The 20,553-nt window shown below is 42.9% G+C and carries 17 protein-coding genes; 15 read left to right on the forward strand and 2 right to left on the reverse strand.

Features of this window, described 5'->3' with window-relative positions:
* The first annotated feature begins 517 nt into the window (after nucleotides 1–517).
* The 7 genes from L5M17_RS00325 to L5M17_RS00355 all read left to right on the forward strand — a co-directional run bounded on the left by L5M17_RS00325 (nucleotide 518) and on the right by L5M17_RS00355 (nucleotide 9,578).
* On the forward strand, nucleotides 518–3,496 hold the full coding sequence (locus L5M17_RS00325) for a TonB-dependent receptor domain-containing protein (RefSeq protein WP_263144455.1): 2,979 nt from the start codon (nucleotides 518–520) through the stop codon (nucleotides 3,494–3,496).
* Nucleotides 3,497–4,623: 1,127 nt separating this feature from the next.
* Nucleotides 4,624–5,406 (forward strand): DUF3450 domain-containing protein, encoded by a 783-nt coding sequence (locus L5M17_RS00330; RefSeq protein ID WP_113938838.1) that lies wholly within the window; start codon nucleotides 4,624–4,626, stop codon nucleotides 5,404–5,406.
* Nucleotides 5,406–6,761, forward strand: a complete 1,356-nt coding sequence (locus L5M17_RS00335) for a MotA/TolQ/ExbB proton channel family protein (RefSeq protein WP_113938837.1) — start codon at nucleotides 5,406–5,408, stop codon at nucleotides 6,759–6,761. Before L5M17_RS00330 ends, L5M17_RS00335 begins: the two co-directional genes overlap by 1 nt.
* Entirely contained in the window at nucleotides 6,761–7,288 is a 528-nt protein-coding gene (locus L5M17_RS00340; protein ID WP_113938836.1) for a MotA/TolQ/ExbB proton channel family protein, read from the forward strand. The genes L5M17_RS00335 and L5M17_RS00340 overlap by 1 nt, the downstream gene beginning before the upstream one ends.
* Before the next feature lie 13 nt (nucleotides 7,289–7,301).
* The gene (locus L5M17_RS00345) at nucleotides 7,302–7,706 is read left to right on the forward strand and encodes an ExbD/TolR family protein (protein ID WP_037428129.1); all 405 of its coding nucleotides are present in this window, start codon (nucleotides 7,302–7,304) and stop codon (nucleotides 7,704–7,706) included.
* A gap of 1 nt (nucleotide 7,707) precedes the next feature.
* Nucleotides 7,708–8,331, forward strand: coding sequence for an energy transducer TonB (locus L5M17_RS00350; RefSeq protein WP_131524316.1), 624 nt, complete (start codon nucleotides 7,708–7,710; stop codon nucleotides 8,329–8,331).
* Complete coding sequence (locus L5M17_RS00355; RefSeq protein ID WP_131524317.1) at nucleotides 8,331–9,578, forward strand: tetratricopeptide repeat protein; 1,248 nt, start codon at nucleotides 8,331–8,333, stop codon at nucleotides 9,576–9,578. The genes L5M17_RS00350 and L5M17_RS00355 overlap by 1 nt, the downstream gene beginning before the upstream one ends.
* Nucleotides 9,579–9,649: 71 nt before the next feature.
* On the opposite strand, the gene L5M17_RS00360 is transcribed toward L5M17_RS00355, so the two are convergent.
* Nucleotides 9,650–10,159 (reverse strand): diguanylate cyclase domain-containing protein, encoded by a 510-nt coding sequence (locus L5M17_RS00360; RefSeq protein WP_028760435.1) that lies wholly within the window; start codon nucleotides 10,157–10,159, stop codon nucleotides 9,650–9,652.
* Between the two features lie 79 nt (nucleotides 10,160–10,238).
* Here L5M17_RS00360 and L5M17_RS00365 point away from each other — a divergent pair, with 79 nt between their 5' ends.
* The 5 genes from L5M17_RS00365 (at nucleotide 10,239) to L5M17_RS00385 (ending at nucleotide 13,855) form a co-directional block, all read left to right on the forward strand.
* Complete coding sequence (locus L5M17_RS00365; protein ID WP_173496515.1) at nucleotides 10,239–12,068, forward strand: DUF885 domain-containing protein; 1,830 nt, start codon at nucleotides 10,239–10,241, stop codon at nucleotides 12,066–12,068.
* 171 nt (nucleotides 12,069–12,239) lie between these two features.
* Entirely contained in the window at nucleotides 12,240–12,518 is a 279-nt protein-coding gene (locus L5M17_RS00370) for a peptidylprolyl isomerase (protein ID WP_028760433.1), read from the forward strand.
* Between the two features lie 83 nt (nucleotides 12,519–12,601).
* Nucleotides 12,602–13,138 (forward strand): GNAT family N-acetyltransferase, encoded by a 537-nt coding sequence (locus L5M17_RS00375; protein WP_173496516.1) that lies wholly within the window; start codon nucleotides 12,602–12,604, stop codon nucleotides 13,136–13,138.
* A gap of 74 nt (nucleotides 13,139–13,212) precedes the next feature.
* Nucleotides 13,213–13,443 carry an RNA-binding S4 domain-containing protein gene (locus L5M17_RS00380; protein ID WP_028760431.1) on the forward strand — a complete coding sequence of 77 codons (231 nt, stop codon included), beginning with the start codon at nucleotides 13,213–13,215 and terminating at the stop codon, nucleotides 13,441–13,443.
* 22 nt (nucleotides 13,444–13,465) lie between these two features.
* On the forward strand, nucleotides 13,466–13,855 hold the full coding sequence (locus tag L5M17_RS00385; protein WP_113938831.1) for a ribonuclease E inhibitor RraB: 390 nt from the start codon (nucleotides 13,466–13,468) through the stop codon (nucleotides 13,853–13,855).
* A gap of 153 nt (nucleotides 13,856–14,008) precedes the next feature.
* Here L5M17_RS00385 and L5M17_RS00390 read toward each other — a convergent pair whose 3' ends face one another.
* Nucleotides 14,009–14,896 carry a LysR family transcriptional regulator gene (locus tag L5M17_RS00390; RefSeq protein WP_168823676.1) on the reverse strand — a complete coding sequence of 296 codons (888 nt, stop codon included), beginning with the start codon at nucleotides 14,894–14,896 and terminating at the stop codon, nucleotides 14,009–14,011.
* 156 nt (nucleotides 14,897–15,052) lie between these two features.
* Here L5M17_RS00390 and L5M17_RS00395 point away from each other — a divergent pair, with 156 nt between their 5' ends.
* The 3 genes from L5M17_RS00395 (at nucleotide 15,053) to L5M17_RS00405 (ending at nucleotide 20,408) form a co-directional block, all read left to right on the forward strand.
* On the forward strand, nucleotides 15,053–15,826 hold the full coding sequence (locus tag L5M17_RS00395) for a TSUP family transporter (RefSeq protein WP_173245583.1): 774 nt from the start codon (nucleotides 15,053–15,055) through the stop codon (nucleotides 15,824–15,826).
* Nucleotides 15,827–16,209: 383 nt separating this feature from the next.
* Nucleotides 16,210–17,355 (forward strand): exonuclease SbcCD subunit D, encoded by a 1,146-nt coding sequence (locus L5M17_RS00400; RefSeq protein ID WP_173245580.1) that lies wholly within the window; start codon nucleotides 16,210–16,212, stop codon nucleotides 17,353–17,355.
* On the forward strand, nucleotides 17,352–20,408 hold the full coding sequence (locus L5M17_RS00405) for an AAA family ATPase (RefSeq protein WP_219234570.1): 3,057 nt from the start codon (nucleotides 17,352–17,354) through the stop codon (nucleotides 20,406–20,408). Before L5M17_RS00400 ends, L5M17_RS00405 begins: the two co-directional genes overlap by 4 nt.
* Nucleotides 20,409–20,553 lie beyond the last annotated feature (145 nt).

Below are 20,553 nucleotides of genomic sequence, written 5' to 3' on the forward strand. Positions count from 1 at the left end.
AAGGACAAGTCAAATCCAGTCAAATGTCGGTATTAAAATCACTTTGGTTAAAAGTGCATGTTTAAGCAGAACTGAGGTTGTTTGTTGAAAATTATTCCCATGTTTAATGATCTCCCCATTTTTGTTGAACAAAATTTAGCCACAAAATGTCAGGTTTTTTGAGCACTTATACTTAAAAGTGGTTTTAAGTGTTAATTTTTTGCAAGTATTTGTGTTTGAGTTGTTTTTCAATTTGATAATGGGTAACTCTCCATTACTATAAAATAAATGCTTAAATTTCAAGTTCTTATGATTTTTATTCAATTTGACACTAGACAAAGCTTATGGCTAATCATCAGCTTTAAACTATTCACAAACGCCGATTGCTGTGTTATTTCCGTTTCAATTGTTGATTAAGTGTTTTAAATGTGATTTTATTGGGCTGATTTAGATTGTTGTGTTGCGTTTTCGTGTGACCCGTCGTGTGATGACGATGGGAATATTATAATAAAGACATACTTATATAGGGAGATTGACAATGTATAAGAACAGCTTTTTAAGCCATTCAATAAAGTACGCATTAGTTGGTAGTGCAGCTGTTGCTGCTCTAAGCACATTTTCTGTTGCTGCAGCAGAAGGTGATGCAGTTGTTGCGGAAAAAACAATTGAGAAAATTGAAGTAACAGGATCTCGCATTCGTTCAACAGACTTGCAAGGTTTCTCACCTGTGCAGGTTATTGGCGCAGATGAGATTGACACTTCGAGTGTTGCTAACGTTCAAGAATTGCTGCTTAAAAATCCAGCATTTGGTGCCCCCGCGCTTAGCCGTACTAACTCTAACTTTTTAACTTCAGGTTCTGGTGTTTCCACTGTTGATTTACGTAATCTTGGGAGTGAGCGAACTTTAGTTCTAGTTAATGGACGTCGTTTTGTTTCTGGTGTACCAGGTGATACTGCTGTTGACTTAAATACAATTCCAACTCAATTTATTGAGCGTGTTGAGATTATGACGGGCGGCGCTTCAGCCGTTTATGGTTCAGACGCAGTGGCTGGCGTAGTTAACATCATCTATAAAAAAGAATTTGAAGGTATTGAATTTGATGTTCAAAAAGGTCAAAGCGCCGAAGGTGATAGCGAAGATGATCAAATTCAATTTACTATGGGTACATCATCTGCTAACGGTAAAGGTAACATCATGGTGCATGGTGCTTACACTAACCAAGGTGCAGTCTACTCACGCGATCGTGATCGCTCGGCAATCGATCAAATATCTTTAGGTGCTGCAGTAACGGGCCTGCCTGAAGATATGTTTACGCCGATGCTACCATTTTACTCAAGTTTTGCACCACAAGGTCGTTTTGTTGCAGGTGGTAAGCCATATACTTATGACAAGAACGGTAACTTTATCTCTGGTTTCTCAACCAATGGAACAGATACCCGTGAAGCAGATGGCTATAACCGCAACGCTATCCGTACAATAGCTGTACCGACGGAGCGCTACCTTTTTGCGGCGACAGGCAAGTATGAGTTTGCAGATGGATGGAACGCTACACTTGAAGGAACCTATGCGTCAACTCAAACACAGAGCCAGTTAGAACCCTTTGCATTGTCTTCGGTTGATGTTTTTAAAGGCTCTGGTGGACAGCTTCCTGTTGAGTTTGAACAATTTATTGAAAGTGCGACTAATCCCGGTGAATATGAACGTACTTTAGTACGTAACTCTGTGATACCTGATGAGCTTTATAACTTAGCTACAGATACAAATGGTGATGGTTTAAGGGATATCTCTTTTACTCGCCGTATGTCTGATATAGCTAACCGTGGTAGCAGAGCTGACCGTGATACTTTCCGTATTATGACAGGTATTGATGGCGAATTAACTGACGGCTGGTTTTTAGATACTTATTTCTCATACGGTCAAAGTAAAGAAGGACAAACTGGTACAGGCCAAGTTAACGTTCTGAATTTTAAATCAGCGTTAGAAGCTGTTACTGATGAGTTTGGTAATAAAGTATGCCGTGATGCTACAGCTCGCGCTCAAGGTTGTGTGCCGATCAATATATTTGGTGCTGGTACTGTGTCACCAGAAGCGGCTAATTATGTGAATGCACCTAGCTCGTTAAACACACTTGCAACACAAACTATTGCAGGTATGAGTGTTTCTGGTGATGTCTTTGAATTACCAGCAGGTTTCGTCGGTGTTGCGGTGGGTGCCGAGTATCGTGAGGAATATGCTCGTAGTGAATTTGATGCGTTACAACAAGCTGGCTTAAATGCGGGTAATGCTATACCAAGCACTGAGGGTGAGTTTGATGTGATGGAATATTTCACTGAGGTGAATGTGCCATTGATTGCTGATGCATTTATGGCTAAGCAGTTAAATTTACGTGGTGCAGTACGTTTCTCAGATTATTCTACCGTTGGTAATACTGAAAGCTGGAACGTGGCTCTTGACTGGGCACCAATTGATGAACTTCGTTTTAGGGCTATTCGTGCTTTATCAACGAGGGCTCCAAATATTGGTGAGTTGTATTCACCACCAAGCCAAACTTTTCCAACTGGCTTGACAGATCCTTGTCAGGGTGTGACTGCGACGACAACAGGTGCGCAAGCTGAAGCATGTCGCACTGATGCTGGTGTGCTGGCGAATATCGCAGCAAATGGAGCATTCACTTTAAATCAGTCAGATATTCAAGGTGTGAGTGGTTATAATCGTGGTAACCCAGATTTAGACGCTGAAAAAGGTAAGTCATGGACTTATGGTGTAACCTATTCACCAGATGGTATTGCGGTATTAGAGGACTTTGATTTTAATATTGATTATTTCGATATTGAAATCGAAGACGCTATAGTTAGTACTGGCCGCCAGTATATTTTGGACCAATGTTACGGAGGTAATGCTGCATTATGTAGTTTTGTTACCCGTCGACAAGCACCAGAAGGCCCGAACAGTGCAGGTTCTTTAGAGTATATTGACTCTGCTGTAACCAACAGTGGTGGTTACGCTACATCAGGTGTTGACTATGTCATAACTTACGCAAAAGATTTAGAAGATTATGGTTTAGTCGGTCAAACCAATGCACGTTTATCATATACCCATGTGATTAAAGGTTATGAAATACCGTTGCCAGGTGCTGAGCCTGATAATTTTAATGGGGAAATAAATGCCCCTAAAGATAAGTTCTACTTATCATTGGGCTATGAAATTGGTGATTTCAACATCGCTTGGAATACAACCTATATCGGTGAGTCATTCTTAGATGATGGTTTCTTATCTGGCTATGACTTAGCTCCTGAGTCTGTTGGTGTTGGTTCTGTTACTTACCATGACTTAAATGTAGCATATCGTCCATTTGATATGGCCGAGTTTTATGTTGGTATTAATAACTTATTCGACCAAGATCCCCCACCAATTATCAGTGGATTGCCAGGTAGTAGCACTGGTGTAGAAACTGCAGCGAGTACTTATGATCCAATTGGTCGTCGTTACTATGCGGGTGTAAGATTTAAGTTTTAATATTTAGTTGGTATAAAGCCCTCTGGATGTCTAGAGGGCTTTTTTAATATTTACGGTATCTAATTTGGTTTTGTCTGCTAGCGGGTTAGTTAACATCAGTTATAAATGGGTATTTTCTTTTCTAGTTGATTTTTATGCTTATCTTTTTAGCCTGGAAGGCATAAGCAACTGGACCTTTGATGAAATTCACTAAAACTCAGGCAACTGCGTCACCTTGGATGTATTATCTGATAAATATTTTTCAGTTAATCAAAAATTTTATTGATCATAAATCGGTTACGCAATATCAAGTCCAAGCATTCTTATCCTGAGTTTAAGTTAATTAGTTAAGTTACTTGAATTAGCTGTTAAACAGAGACTCATGGCGCTAAGGTTGTTCATAACAGTTTAAGAATGCCGGTATTGCTGGTGAATTAAGGAAGTGCTTTGGGCAGATAAATTCAGTTAAATAGGTTTTGAAATTGCTATATTCAGACTGATGTAAGGCCACAGCTAGGGAGTGATGACTTTATTGCAATTGGATTTTGTTCGCTTTTATCCGCAGTTCGGATGAGTCAAATTAATTAAAGCTTCCTCTAAATTATCCATTCTAAATTCTTCTACTATTAACATTCCTCGAAAAAACGGGGTCTTCGATTTCTTTAATATTGTTTCATTCCTAATCCTTAAGTAAATTTTTATTGAGAGGAGTAGGATATGAGTAAAGAACATCTACTTGAGTCGCCATTATGTTAAAAAATGTTAATTTTAATAAAGAGGGTACGCAAAGTTGGTTGTTGGCTATCTTTATGATTTTATAGGATTTAAATTAATTTTTATTTTTTTTGAACAAAAAGTAATAACCCTAAAGATTCATTTTTGCCTAAAAAAACACCTTTCGTAAAAAATTTCATTATTAACGCTTCTTTACACTAGTTTTTAGTCGTCTGAAATGTTGACACAGGTCAACATTTTGTGAAATGATGCCAGCGGGTCTATGCCTGTAAGGGCGTAGGAAAGGGAAGAAAAAACTAAGAATCACAAGAGAAAGACGAACTTACAGAAATTTTTTCGGCAAGTATTTATCCCTTGTCGTTATGTTGCTGGTAAGTTAAACCTTTTTATTCACTTCAAATTGGTTGGGAACTATGTCCAAGGTAAGCAATAGAACAAAAATCGCTACTGCACTTGTTGGCGTGCTGGCATTAGCGAGCAGCAACTTAGTAGTTGCAGATCCTCTTACCGACGTGCAGAAAGCGGATAGTATGATCCATGCTGATGCTGCTGCGTCGCAAAAGAACGTTGATAAGTATTTCGATCAAGCACAAGACATGCTTTTTGAGTATGGTTCTGTCGCAGATGAGCGCGAATCACTGAAATCATATAACGATTACGTTGCAAGCTTAGTCGCTGATCAACAAAAGACAATGGATTCAGTGCAGGGTGACATCAATGGTGTTGATAAACTTCGCCAAGGTGTTGTGCCATTAATGTTTAAAATGGTTGAGTCATTAGAACAGTTTGTTCAATTAGATTTACCTTTCAATTCTGAAATACGTACTAATCGTGTTAATGAACTGAAAAAACTTCTTAATACTGCCGAAGTAACACTAGCAGAAAAATACCGTCTAATTCTTGATGCTTATAGTATTGAGCGTGAATACGGTAGTGCTGTTGCCGTTAACCAAGGTAAGTTAAACCTCGATGGTAAAGAAGTGTTGGTTGACTTCTTTAACTTAGGTCGTGTTGCTCTTTATGCACAGAGTTTAGATCAAAAGACTGGCTGGATGTACAACCCAGAATCTAAGGGTTGGGATAAGTTAGATGACAGCTATTTGCGTGAACTGACTAAAGGTATCCGCATTGCCCGTAAACAAGGCGCTCTAGATCTATTCGCGTTACCAATTCCTGCTGCGGAGACTGCACAATAATGAAGAAGTTAATTACTACAGCTGTGTTGGCTGCAAGTTTCTCTTTAACTGCTGGTATGGCGAGCGCTGCTGATGCGCCTAAGTCAATTGACCAATTATTGCAACAAGTTAAAGTTGAACGCGCTGCAGAAGGTAAAGTCAACAGCAAGCGTGAGCAAGAGTTCCAAGCAGAGCGTGGCGATAAGGCCGCTTTACTGCAAAAAGAAAAAAATGCGTTAGCTGCTGAAAAGCAACGTGGTAAAGATTTGAACCAAGCGTTCTTAGACAACGAGCGTAAAATTGCTCAGTTAGAAGAAGATCTAAAAACGGCTCAAGGTGACTTGGGTGAAATGTTTGGTGTAGTTAAAGGTGAAGCCGGTGATTTCGCTGGTAAACTGGCAAGCTCTAACATCAGTGCTCAATTCCCAAATCGCGATAAATTTATCGCTGATTTAGGTGCCCGTAAGCAATTGCCAAAAATTGAAGAGTTAGAACAATTTTGGCAAGAGCAGCTATTTGAAATGGCGCAATCTGGCAAAGTGGTTAAGTTTGAAGGTTCTGTTACCGAAATTGATGGTAACGTGAAAACGACGACTATTCATCGTATTGGTGCTTATAACTTAACGGCTGACGGTAAATACGTTGTATATAACCCTGAATTAGGTTTAATTCAGCAGTTATCTCAACAACCTGAAGGCTATCAAGTTAGCGCTGTTGCTAAATGGGAAGAAACGGCCTCTGGTACAGCACCTTTCTATATTGACCCTGCACGTGGCGTACTGTTAAACATCTTTACGAACAAAGCTAGTATGGAAGATCGTATCGAGTCAGGCGGTACCATTGGTTATATTATTCTGATATTACTTGCTATTGGTTTATTAATTGCGGTTGAGCGTTTCATTGTGCTGGCAGCTATCGGTGCAAAAGTTAAACGCCAAGCTAAGAATGTTGATAACCCAGGTAACAATGCACTTGGTCGTATCTTGAAGGTTTACCATGAAAACAAAGATGTTGATGTTGAAACATTAGAGTTGAAGCTGGATGAAGCTATTCTGAAAGAAACGCCTGCATTAGAAGCTCGAATTTCAATTTTGAAAGTCATTGCAGCTATCGGCCCAATGTTAGGTCTGCTAGGTACAGTAACTGGTATGATTGCGACCTTCCAAAGTATCCAACTGTTCGGTACTGGCGATCCTAAACTGATGGCGGGTGGTATCTCTATGGCTCTGGTTACTACAGTACAAGGTCTGGTTGCGGCTCTGCCACTGATGTTACTACATGCAATACTCGTTGCGCGTAGCAAATCAATCACCCAAATTTTGGAAGAGCAAAGTGCGGGCATTATTGCAGCACATGCTGAGAAGAGGGCTAACTAATGATGCTATACCTGATGGACATATGGGATTCCGTCAGGGGCTTCATGGCCGCTGGAGGAAACGTCCTTTGGTTGGTTGCGTTTGTATTGTTCTTCATGTGGGTATTGATGCTTGAGCGTTATTGGTATCTTAATTGGATATCACCAAAGCAACATAAAGCTATCATATCTGCGTGGGATGCTAGAGAGGAAACAACCTCTTGGTACGCACACCGTATCCGTGAAGCTTGGCTGTCCCAAGCGAAGCAAGATTTGAATGCACGTATGCTGATGATTAAAACCTTAGTAGCTATTTGTCCTATGATAGGTTTGTTAGGTACCGTAACCGGTATGATTTCAGTGTTTGATGTGATGGCAGTTCAGGGGACGAGTAATGCTCGTTTAATGGCGGCTGGTATTTCAATGGCGACTATGCCCACGATGGCGGGGATGGTTGCAGCATTATCGGGAGTATTCTTTAGTACTCGTCTGGATGTAAAAATGAAAATCAGTTTAGAAAAGCTAAAAGACAGCATGCCGCACCACTAGAGAGAGATTGAACATGGCACGTAAAAAGCATTCCAGCGTAGACGAGGAAGCGCAAATTGATATGACACCGATGCTCGACATCGTGTTTATCATGTTGATCTTCTTCATTGTAACAACGTCATTTGTGAAACCTTCTGGTTTGGATTATAACAAACCAAAAGCTTCGCAAGCGACTTCAAAGCCTTCGGCTAACATCTTTATCGGCGTCAGTAAAACAGGCGTGATCATGATGGAAAACCGTCAGGTTGATATCGAACGTGTAACGGCAAACGTTGAGCGCATGCTGGCTGAAGCTCCTGAAGCTGCGGTATTGATTCAGGCTGATAAAGACGCAATGCACGGCTTAGTTGTTAAAGTTCTAGACCAAGTCAAAGCGGCTGGTATAGATAAAATTTCGGTATCTGCGGGGAACGATTAATATGCTAAGAGCACTAGTATCGATCATTATTGGTGCTGCTGTGACTTTTGGTCTGTTCGCTTTTATGGCGTTCTTGGTCGGTGGCGGCGCACAGCGCGGCGAAACATCGGCCGAGACCCCTGTAATTGAAATCACTATGGATAGACAGGATTCAAAAGCACAGAATAAGCCAAGGGTAGTGCCTAAGCCGCCGCCACCGCCAGAACAGCCACAGAAGCCTGAGGCAACGCCGCCAGAATCTTCGAGCAATATTGACACAGCAATGTCGTTCAATATGGGTGGTGTAGAAGCTGGAGGTCCAAGTACCGGTTTTAAATTAGGCAATATGATGACTCGCGATGGTGATGCTACACCTATCGTTCGTATCGAACCTCAGTATCCAATTGCTGCGGCGCGTGATGGTAAAGAAGGTTGGGTACAACTTCGTTTTACCATTAACGAACTCGGTGGTATCGACGACGTTGAAGTTATTCAAGCAGAACCAAAACGCTTATTTGATAAAGAAGCTATTCGTGCACTGAAGAAGTGGAAGTACAAGCCAAAGATTGTTGATGGCAAGCCATTGAAACAACCTGGTATGACAGTACAACTAGACTTCACCTTAGATAAAGGAGGCAACCAATAATGCGTAATGTTAATAAAATCGCAGTTCTATTATTGCTTTCTGTTTGTGGAGGTTCATTAACTCTTTCATCTGCAGTCGCAGAAGAAAAGTGTGCTATCGACAAACGTCAATCTAAAGCCGTGGGCGAAGGTGCGGCGAAGAAAGTTCAGAAGTCATTTGAAGCTTATACCAATGGTCAGGTCGATGAAGCTATTGCTATTTTGCTAGAGGCAAATGCCAAGAACGACTTCGATAAAGCCTATGTTGCACGTATGTTGGGTAACTTTTATGCCGAGAAAGGCAAAATGGATACCGCGATCAAGTACCTAAAACAAGCTGTTGAAGCTGATATTTTAGGTGGTACAGATCATGCTGCAACTATGCGTCTTTATGCTGATTTGCTATTACAAGAGAAAAAGTTTAAGGAAGCGATTCCTTATTATTACAAGTGGATGGAATTTACTTGTAAATCCGATTCTCAAATGTATCGCCGTATTGGTATTGCGCATTCAGAACTTAAACAGTGGGATAAAGTGATTGAAGTGGCCGACAAAGGTCTTTCATTAGCTGAAGCTCCTGACAAAGGTCTGTATCAAATGAAACTGACAGCTTACTTCAATCAGAAGAAGTACAAGAAAGCTGTTGGCGTGTTAGAAGTCATGGTGCCTTTATTCCCGGATGATGGCAGATTGTGGGTTCAATTAGCACAGTTTTATTTGATGGTTGAAGACTATGACAAGTCTCTTGCAACTTACGATTTGGCTTATAGAAATGGTTTCTTAGATAGCGCGGGCAACATTACGCGTTTAGCGCAGTTAATGGCACAAAAAGGTGCTCCTTATCAAGCCGCTAAAATTTATCAGAAACATATGAAATCAGGCATGATCGCTGAGGACGCTAAGTCTTTAGAGATTTTGGCGGGTTTCTATCAAAATGCGAAAGAGTTTAAGCAAGCTGCTGAGTATTACGGTAAAGCTGCAGCCATCACCAACGATGGCAAGACTTACTTGAAACAAGGTCGCTTATTAAACTTGAATGAACAATATACAGCTGCGATCCCTGTGCTTGAAAAAGCCATATCAATGGGTATTGATCATCCTGGTGAAGCAAACTTCGAATTAGCTTTGGCTCATTTAAGTTTGAAACAGTATAAGTCGGCTTATAACCGTGCAGTGTTAGCTGCTAATGATAAGAAGACACAGAAGAGTGCAAATAGCTATATCTCTTATATTAAAGAGAAAGCACGTATGCATAATGTCACACTGTAATTACTTCGCAGTTTAGTGTTTAAATCGAAAAGCCCCGCAAGGGGCTTTTTCTTTGGTATCAATAAGCCTATTTACTGTAAGCGGATTAAGGCTTGGGATTGATCATGATTTTTTTCAAGTTGTTGTGAAAGTTGGCTGACATTACTGAAGAGTGACTCTATTTTACTTTCCTGTGTAGGTAGGCAAATACAGGCAGCCAGTTTATAGTCGATTGTCAGTTTATGATGTTTACCAAAATCTTGATTAAAGTCAGATATTTGTTGTTCTATTCGTTTTAACACTACTTCCGTCCCCACCTCATCTATATTGAACAAACCCAACGCAAAGTGATTGTGATCTAGCCTAGCAATCATATCTGTTGCTCTTAATAGCGCTTCTTGCACTTGTTTAGTAAAGAATTCGAGTAAATGGGGTTGTTTGACGGTTTCATGAATGTGAGGGCACAGATACAATAGTGCCAAGCTTTGGTGGTCTCTCATGTGACGATGCCATTCTCGGTTGAATACTTCCATGAAATAGGTTTGGTTATAGACTCCAGTTTCTGGATCCCTGAAACCTGAGTTGCGGAACGAGTAGATCATAGATTAACTCCGATAGCAGACCTTGAACTAAGTATAGAAACAGTTCTGCAATAGCGGGCCAAAAAGGAGAAATATTAAAATGAAATTGGGTTTATTGGCAGGTTCGATAGCGTTAATCTTCACCCTTCAAGGTTGTTCTAAACCTGAAGTCACTGCAGTTCAAGAAAATAGCTCGGCTAATATGACAGCAGTGCAGGGCGAAACACAAACGGCCGAGCAGCGTTATTTAGCGCTTGTGGATGCTTATTTTAAAGATTACCTAAAGCTTGAGCCCATCTACGCCACTTTTGTCGGCGTTAATGACTATAACGCCGATTTCGGCGGAGATTTAACTGAGGATTACCTTAAGGCTCGTCATGATCTTAACACTCACTATTTAGCTCAGGTGCGTGCGATAGATCCAAAGCAACTGCCTGCGGATTTACAGTTGAGTTATGACCTGTTCGTCTATGACCGTGATATGGCGTTAGTGGACGAAACTTTCCCTTCACGCTTTATGCCGATAAGCCAGTTCTATAGCACTGTCATTACTATGGTGCAGCTGGGAAGTGGCGAAAGTGCACAACCTTTTAAGACTGTCCAAGATTACCGTAATTGGGAACAGAGAGTCGATGGTTTCATCAAGTGGGTCGCACTTGCTGAAAATCGTATGAATCAAGGCATTGAAAGTAAAGTGGTACTACCTCGAGTGTTGGTAGAGCGCATTATTCCTCAGTTAGATGCTATGTTAACGACAGATGCGACTCAGAGCATTTTTTACTCGCCAATCCAGCATTTTCCCGAAAGTTTTTCAGAGCAAGATAAAGCGGAATTGACCACCCGTTATCAAGCTATGATAGCCGAGCGTATCGTGCCAGCGTTAACGAACTTACGCGATTACTTTAAGCAAACCTATTTACCTAAATCGCGGGCGACTGATGGTTGGTCAGGTTTGCCTAACGGTAAAGCTTGGTATCAGCATCTGGCGAACTCACATACGACCACCACTATGTCTGTGGATGAAATTCATCAAATTGGTTTAAGTGAAGTGGCGCGAATTTTATCTGAGATGGATAAGGTGCGTGAGCAGGTCGGTTTTAAGGGCGATTTGAAGGCGTTTTTTGCGTCTTTATCTTCAGAGCCGCAGTATTTCTATAGCGATCGCCAAGGTTTGATTGATGGTTATATGGTGTTGAAAGATAAAATCAATCATGTCTTACCTAACTACTTTAATGTGATGCCAAAGGCTGATTACGTGGTTAAGCCGGTTGAAAGTTTTAGAGAACAATCAGCAGCGGGAGCCTCTTATGAAGCGCCAGCGGTGGATGGCAGCCGTCCAGGGGTGTTTTATATCAACACTTATAACCTCAAAGCACAGCCTAAGTGGGGGATGACGACTTTATCTTTGCACGAGGCCGCTCCTGGGCATCACTTCCAAATCGCGATCAAACAAGAGCTGACCGGTGTGCCTGAGTTTCAGCGTTTTAGCGGTTATACCGCTTTCGAGGAAGGTTGGGCACTTTATGCTGAATACTTAGGTATTGAGATGGGGCTATTTACCGATCCTTACCAGTATTTTGGTAAGCTTTCCGATGAAATGCTGCGTGCAATGCGCTTAGTGGTTGATACTGGCCTTCATTCTAAAGGTTGGAGTCGTGAACAGGCGATTCAGTACATGAAAGACAACTCGCCTATGGCTGAGAGTGACATAGTCGCTGAAGTGGAGCGCTATATGGCGATCCCTGGTCAAGCTTTGTCTTACAAGGTCGGTCAGTTGAAGATTTTGGCACTGCGTGCCCGCGCAGAAAAAGCCTTGGGTGATAAATTTGATTTAAAAGCATTCCACGATCAAATCCTCACCTCAGGTTCATTACCCATGGCGGTCATGGAAAACAAGATCGATCGTTGGATTGCGTCGAAACAAGCTTAGCCGTGTAAGGTGCCGTTACTTGACTTTGTTGTCAGTGACGGCATTTTAAGACTTTTTTATTCAACAGAAAGTTTTTATACTGTTGATTCAAAACCTGTTAAAACGAATGTTTTAGTGGGAACTCAATGATATTTGGGGCAAATGTCTCATGATCCTTACAGGAGTTTTACTATGGTCCAGGCAACAGCAAGACATTTGTTAGTCAGCAGTGAAGAGCAGTGTCAAGCGCTGAAACAGCAAATAATGGAAGGCGCAGATTTTGCTCAAATTGCTCGCGCGCACTCTTCTTGCCCATCAGGTGCCCAAGGCGGCGAATTGGGGTCATTTGGTCCTGGCATGATGGTCAGAGAGTTTGATGAAGTGGTTTTTAGTGCACCATTAAATGAAGTACAAGGACCCGTGAAAACGCAATTTGGCTTTCATTTACTTGAAGTGACCAGCCGCGCGTAAGTTTTGCCGCTTATCTAATACAGCTTGTTTGATACGGCAGCGTTTGCTGCCGTTTTGTTTTATATGCTCATCACGGAGTCACTATGCTGGAACTCTACACTGATAGATTGAAACTCAGGAGCTTACAAGATAGTGATTGGGAACATTTTTATGCACTGCATAATGATCCTGAGATTAATCGTTTTGTACGCGTTCCAGAGTCGCAAGAGGTGATCCGCAGTAAGTTTCAGCAGCGTTCTGATACTTGGTTCTACGGTTCTGGCGATTGGCTGACCTTAGTGATTGAGACAGTTGATACTGGGCAGTTTATCGGTTTAACGGGCCTCTATTGTCAAAGTTTCGAGGAACAGCGTGCCGAAGTGGGTTATTTACTGGCGGTAGAGGGCCATGGTAAAGGTTATGCGACTGAGAGCTTAATGGCGGTCATTGATTGGGCTTGTTTAAGTTTTAATGTACATAAATTTGTCGGTCATTGTGCTAAAGATAATCACGCATCGGCACGAGTTCTCGAAAAGTGTGGTTTTCGGCTTGAAGGTTTACTCAGGCAGCAATTCAAAATAGGTGAAAACTGGCTCGATGAATCAGCCTTTGGCCTACTCGCCGATGAAAGACGTCTCTAGCCAAATTATCTTCAGCGAATTTTGTACTGTGCTGGTATAATGTCGCAGGTTTATTTTTAGAAGGCGTGTATTAAGTGGCGCAAATTAATCAATTGGCTTTGCATTCTGGCGAAGATTTCATTGAATTGTACAAAGTATTAAAAGTGCAAGGCATGAGCAATGCAGGTGGTGAAGCCAAACATTTTATCGACGAAGGTCAAGTCACTGTGAACGGTGAAGTTGAAACTCGTAAACGTAAAAAAATTATCGCGGGCGACATCGTCAGCTTTAATGGTGAATCAGTTCAAATCATTGCGGCAGAATAAGCCTGAAACAGTGGAGCAAGAAATGCAATTTCCAGATGATGACAATGGTAAAATGCTGGCCGCAATGGCTGAAGCGGGAATCGATTTAACTAAAGAGTTAGATGTTGATTTCTTTTTGGTTTTTGATGACCAACGTGATGCTGAAACTGCGTTAGAAGAATTAACAAATTCTGACTTGGAAGGTGAGCTTGAGCTGAATCTGAATGATGAGCTTGGTAAGTGGGAAATCATTGTTTGTCTCAATATGGTGCCTGAGTACGATACATTGGTTGAACAAGAAGTCATGCTAAATGATTTTGCTGCCGAATTCGGCGGCATGACCGACGGTTGGGGCGTAATGCAACATCAAGACGGTGACGATGAGTTTATGGACGATGATGACCATGTTCACGGTGAGCATTGCAATCACTAATTCTGATGCGCTTTAAGCCTTGAATCTAATAAACCACCTTTTGGGTGGTTTTTTATTAGTGTTTTTCTGCGCTCAGTTAGTGATCTCAATAGCCTCGTTTGGCACTTATAGCGTTATTGTGCCTCGCTTGAACTGAGATAGGTTTAATGCAGATTAATGACGATAGGGCGCAAAAATCTCTAATAACCAGTCGATAAAAGCTTGAGCTTTTAACGGCAGGCTTGGGGATTTTGGGGTGAGTAAATAATATCGATAGGGACTGGTGAAGGGGGCGTCGAAGGGGATGACTAAGCTGCCGTTTGCCAGTTGTTCTTCGATGAAGAATCGCGGAATAAGTGCTGCGCCCATGCCACTCGCAGCCGCTTGACTCAACATATAAAAATGCTCGACACCAAAGGTTTGTGCTTGGGTGAGTGTTAAACCCACCTTTTCCGCCCAATACTCCCAAAGTTCGGGTCTTGTGGTGTGTTTCAGTAACGTGACGTGATTAATGTCCTCGATATTTTGCAGTTTAGGCGCTAGTGAAGGCGCGCAAACTAAGCATAAATCCTCATCCATCAGCTTGATATAATTCGCGCCCTTAGGGATGACTGTGCTACTACGGATCGCAATATCATAACGACCTTGGCTAAAATCCACGGCAAAGTCGCCAATGGATAAGTCGACATACAAGTGTGGATGGCGGGATTTAAACTGCTCCATTCTTGGAATGAGCCAATTGATGGTTAAGCTTGGCAGCACATTGATGGCTAAGGTTTGCGGCTTAGTGGGCTGACGGCGCAAGTCACTTGTAGCACTAGATAATGTTTGCAGAGCGGCTTGAACATGGGGTAAATAGCGTTTGGCTTCATCGGTTAAACCAACTTTTTTGTGTAAACGTACAAAGAGCGCAAAACCTAAATAATCCTCCAATACTCTGATTTGTTTGCTGACTGCGCCATGGGTGACATGCAACTCCTTGCTAGCTAATGTCATGCTCTGTAAACGTGCTGCGGCTTCGAAGGCACGGAGAGAATTGAGGGGCGGTAGTTCGGCAAACATTTTATTTCCTACTGCTAGAAAATCAGAACAGGACTCGGGATTTTGTGTGAGTTTATCTCACGCTGTGGCGACAATAACTCCTTTGCGTTTATTTGGCAAACGCAGTCTAATGTTCGGCAATCACTCTCTTTTTTATCAGAAGAATAATAAATCATCATGGAATTTGAACTGACTCTACAAATCGCAGCGATACTTTTTGCCGTCGCTATGGTGGCTGGTTTTATTGACTCAATCGCCGGTGGCGGAGGCTTGCTGACCATTCCTGCACTTATGTGGGCAGGCTTGCCGCCTGCGGTTGCCTTAGGGACAAATAAGCTGCAGGCCTGTGGCGGCAGTTTTTTTGCGAGTTTGTACTTTGTCCGTAAAGGGCTGGTTGATCTTAAATCCGTTAAGTTAGCCTTGATTTGTGCATTTATCGGTGCGGCATTGGGTACGATTCTAGTTCAACTCGTCGATACTAAAGTGCTGGAGTTGATGTTACCTTTTTTGATTTTGGCTATTGGTTGTTACTTTTTATTTTCGAAAAAGATTTCAGAAGATGATAAACATCAAGTGCTGACTCCTACCGCATTTGCCTTTACTGCGGCATTGGGCGTGGGATTGTACGATGGCTTTTTTGGCCCTGGTACTGGGAGCTTTTTTGCGCTGGCCTTTGTATCGCTAGCGGGGTTTGGTTTGGCGAAAGCAACTGCCCACGCAAAACTACTTAATTTCTCCACTAACATTGCTTCGCTGATCTTCTTTGCCTTGGGCGGAAAAGTGATTTGGTTATTAGGATTAGTCATGCTGGCAGGGCAAGCGATTGGTGCAACCTTGGGTTCTCGTCTCGTGGTCACTAAAGGTACAAAGATTATTAAGCCGTTGGTGGTGACTATGTCCCTTGCTATGAGTTTTAAACTTTTGGCGAGCCAATATAATTTATTTTCGTAAACTATTTGATATTAAGCATTTTATAAAACTCACTCATCAATAGACGCTCTTTAAGCTGCGCATGAGTGTATCTTGGTGGCGTCCATCTTGGCTCAAAAGTTAAGCTGAGGTGGATATCACCCAAAAGATCCGCCAAATGACGACTTAAAACGTCTCATCCTACTTTGAGTTAGGTGTACTCTTTCAAGTTTTTTGAATAGTATTACCTGTCATTTTTAATACACTTTTTAGGCTTCTTATTGTTTTGGTGTGTATTTTAAATATTGTGTACATATTTAATCCGATTGATTTAAGTGCAGTGTCTATCTTGCCAGTCTTATTTTGCATCGACGGGCGGCATGTGCGCTCGGGTTTAGCGCCACCACTTCTTTAAAAGAGCGATTATGAAATTTATCCACACCTCGGACTGGCACATAGGTCGTCAATTACACAATCAATCACTACTGGATGATCAAGCCTTTGTGCTCGAGCAAATTATTGCTCTAGCGGATGAACACAAGGTGGATGCCGTGATTGTGGCGGGGGATATTTATGACAGATCGATTCCGCCTGCGAATGCGGTTGCGCTGTTAGATGATGTGCTTAACCGCTTAGTGCATGATTTAGGCCTGCAAGTCATTATAATTGCAGGTAACCACGATGGTCACGAGCGCTTAGGTTTTGCAGCAAAACAAATGGCGGCAAGTGGGTTACATATTATTGGCCCTTTGAGTGCTGATATTTATCCCATTACTTTGTCGAGTTCAAGCGGTGATGCGGTGTTTTATGCCTTGCCCTATGCCGAACCTGCCACAGTGCGCCAAGTTTTTGAGTGTGAGGCGGCAAGCCATGAGGCCGCAATGACGCTATTGCTTGAACAAGTACGCCAGCACGATAGCCAAGGTTTGCCGAAAGTGGTGATAAGCCATTGTTTTTTGGATGGTGGTAGCGAGTCAGAATCTGAGCGACCACTGAGCATTGGTGGCGCTGATAAAATATCGCCAACGCTATTTACTGAGTTTGATTATGTCGCCCTTGGGCATTTGCACGGACCGCAATACAAAGGTGCAGAGCATGTGCGCTACTCAGGATCGATTTTGAAGTATTCCTTTAGCGAACAACATCAACATAAGTCGGTGACCTTAGTCGAACTTAGCGCGCAAACGCCGATTAAAATTAGTTTATTGCCATTAACGTCAATACGCGATGTCCGCATCTTAGAAGGGGAGTTAGCCACATTACTCGCCCAAGGTAAAACGGATATCAAGCGTGAGGACTACCTTATGGTCAGACTTCTTGATAAACATGCCATTTTAGATGCTATGGGAAAATTGAGAGCCGTTTACCCTAATGTGCTGCATTTAGAGCGGACTGGTCTGATGGCGGGGCAGCAACAAGTCACCTTGAGCCGAGATCATATCAAAAAAGGCGAGATGGACATGTTCCGTGACTTTTTCTCTCAAGTGTCCGGCGAGTCATTAACACAAGCACAGCAAGCCGTGATGGATGAACTCCTGACTAAGCTACACAATGAGGAGCGCCAAGCATGAGACCACTTAGCCTTTCCATGTCAGCCTTTGGCCCCTTTGCATCGACTCAAGAACTTGATTTTACGGCCTTAGGGACTAATCCGTTGTTTTTGATTAATGGACCCACTGGTGCGGGTAAGACGACCTTGCTCGATGGTATTTGCTTTGCCCTCTATGGCAAAACCACTGGTAATGAGCGTGAAGGCAGCCAGATGCGCTGCGATATGGCCGATGATAGTCTGCTAACAGAAGTCACTTTTAGTTTTCAGTTGGGTAATAGCAGTTATCGTATTCGCCGTGTGCCAGAACAAGACAGGGTTAAAAAAAGCGGTGACGGCTCAACGGTGCAGAAGCCCGAAGCACAGTTATATAAGATAGACGCCGCGGGTAATGAAAGTTTGCTTGTAGCGAGCAAAGTCTCTGAGGCAACCGCTGAGATTGAAGCCTTAACTGGCCTCGATGTGGAGCAGTTTCGCCAAGTGATGGTGTTGCCGCAGGGGAAATTTCGCGAATTGTTAATGGCAGACTCCAAAGCAAGAGAACTGATATTTAGTCAGCTATTTCAAACGCATATATACCGACGTATTGAAGATTCCTTAAAAAGTAAGGCTGCAGATATCCGCGCCTTAGTGAAAGATCAACGCAGCCGCCGTGATGGCATTTTACAAAGTGCGGGTTTAGCATCCGATGACGAGCTTAGCTGTGAATTAGCCAAGCTTACGCCAGAACTTGAAACAGCCCAAAGTGCGAAAGAACATGCATTACAGCAGCAACAATGGGTGATAAAAACCAGCGATGCCGCCCAGCATTTATTGGCCGAATTTGTGCAGTTTGATGCCTTAACTCAAACGGTTGCTGCGCTTGATGCACAGCAAGAAAACATGGCTGCGCAAACCTACAAACTGAATTTGGCTAAACAGGCGCAGCACTTGGCACCCATGCTTGAGGTGTTTGTGGCCCGTGAGCAGGAAGCCAAGGCGGCAAGTCTTTCCCTTGAACATGCGAAAACAGCATTAATCAATGCTAAACAAGCCTTCGATAACGCAGAGCTTAAGGCCGCTGATTTGCCCGTGTTGGAAGCGTCGTTACTCGAACAGGAACAGGTCAAACAGCAACTGAATGCCTTAGGGCCGCAGCTCAGGGAATTGGATAGGCTTAATAAAACCCTTGAACAAGAGCAAGCGCAGCTCATTAGCGCGAAAATACAACTTCAGAACAGCAAAAATGAGTTAACCACCGCAGTCCAAAAACGCCGTGAATTGGAATCCGCTCTGCCGCAACTACAGGCCAACAGCGAAACTCGCCTCTCATTGCAACAAGCGCATCAGCAGCAACAGCAGTTATTGTCTACCTATCAGCAATGGCAACAAGTGGCGGCAAGGGTATCGTCGACACAGGCAAAACTTGTTGAGGCTAAAGTCAAAGGGCGACAACTCAGTGCTCAGCATCAGCAAGCACAGGTTACATATAAAGCCTTATTGTTGACTTGGCATCAAGGACAGGCCGCTATTTTAGCGCGGCAATTACAGCAAGATGAACCTTGCCCTGTTTGTGGCAGCCAAACACATCCACAGCCAGCACAAAGCCAAGATCCACTCCCAAGTGATGAAGCGCTGCAATTAGCACTTGAGGCTGAAACGAATGCTCAAGAAATCCTGAGCAAAGCCAGAGCGGAATATCGTGGGCTACAAACGCAGTTAGAAACCTTGCAACAGCAAGCACAAGATCTCGCGGTCCAATTGGGCACTGCGGTTGATATTCCTTTAGACGAACATACACATACCTTGTCGCAATACGCTTTCTCACTCACTCAAGCGGAGCAAGCCCATCAGCAGTTACAGCTGTTACAGCAAGAGATTGCATTGTTGCACGCACAGGAAACGCATCTACAACAAAAGCTAGAGCAAGGACAAACACACGACAGTGCACTGCAATCTAAAGTGGATCTATTGCAGGGGCAGTTAGCGCACATGCAGCAAAGTGTTCCATCTGCGCTTGCAACGCTTGAGGCCTTAACTGCAGCAATCGCGCAAAATCAGCAAAGTATCAGCCAAATTAAGCAACAGATCACTAGTGTTAGGGATCTCCAACAACAGACTGGCCAATCTTTTGTTGCGGCTAAAGCGGCACTTAATGGTGCTGAAAATGCTGCTGAGGCGGCATTAGCCCAGCAAACGCGTGCACAGCAGCAACTCAATCAGCAATTAGTCGCAGCAGGTTTTGCCGATCAACAGGCCTTATTTGAGGCCATGCTGGATGAAGAACAACAGCGTGCATTAGCCAGCGAGATTGAGGCTTACCAACAGCGCAGTGCTTTGACCAAGGCACAGTGCGAGCAGTTAGCGCTTAAGCTTAAAGATAAAGTGCCACCTGATAGCATTAAGCTGGCTGCTGAGCTTGAGTTCGCGCAGCAAGCATTACACGCAGCAGAGCAGGCATGGCAGTTGCTTCACACGCGCACAGTATTACTGATGCAAACTCAAACCCAGCTGAGTATTGCCGATGCAAAAGCTAAGGTTTTGGAAGATGAATATGCGGTTATCGGCACCCTTGCAGATGTCGCTAATGGAAATACAGGTAATAAGATCAGCCTGCAACGTTTTGTGTTAAGTGTACTGCTTGACGATGTGTTGTTAGAGGCAAGCCACAGGTTACACCTGATGAGCAAAGGGCGTTATCGTTTATTGCGTAAGGAAGATAGGGCCAAGGGTAACAAAGCTTCTGGGCTCGAATTGGAAGTAGAAGATGCTTATACCTCCAAAGTGCGTCCTGTGGCTACCTTAAGCGGTGGTGAAAGTTTTATGGCAGCATTATCTATGGCGTTAGGCCTATCTGATGTAGTGCAAGCCTATGCTGGTGGTATTAAACTCGATACTTTATTTATCGATGAAGGCTTTGGCAGTTTAGATCAAGATTCTTTAGAACTGGCCATTCGGACCCTGATGGATTTGCAATCCTCTGGCCGCATGATAGGGGTGATCTCGCACGTGTCGGAAATGAAAGAGCAGATAAATACCCGCATCGACATCAATAAAACCTCACATGGGAGCGAAATGACGATAGTTTTGCCTTAGTTGCTCATTCTCACAGAGTACGATAAATAACAAATTGTTTTATAAGTGTTATTTATTGTATCTCCTGCGTGTTTAACATTCGGATAATACACACAAAGTGAGTTGGAAATGCCAACTAGCGCATGTTTTTCATTAATGGTGCAAC

The sequence above is a fragment of the Shewanella sp. SW24 genome, assembly GCF_025653395.1.
Lineage (GTDB): Bacteria > Pseudomonadota > Gammaproteobacteria > Enterobacterales > Shewanellaceae > Shewanella > Shewanella oncorhynchi.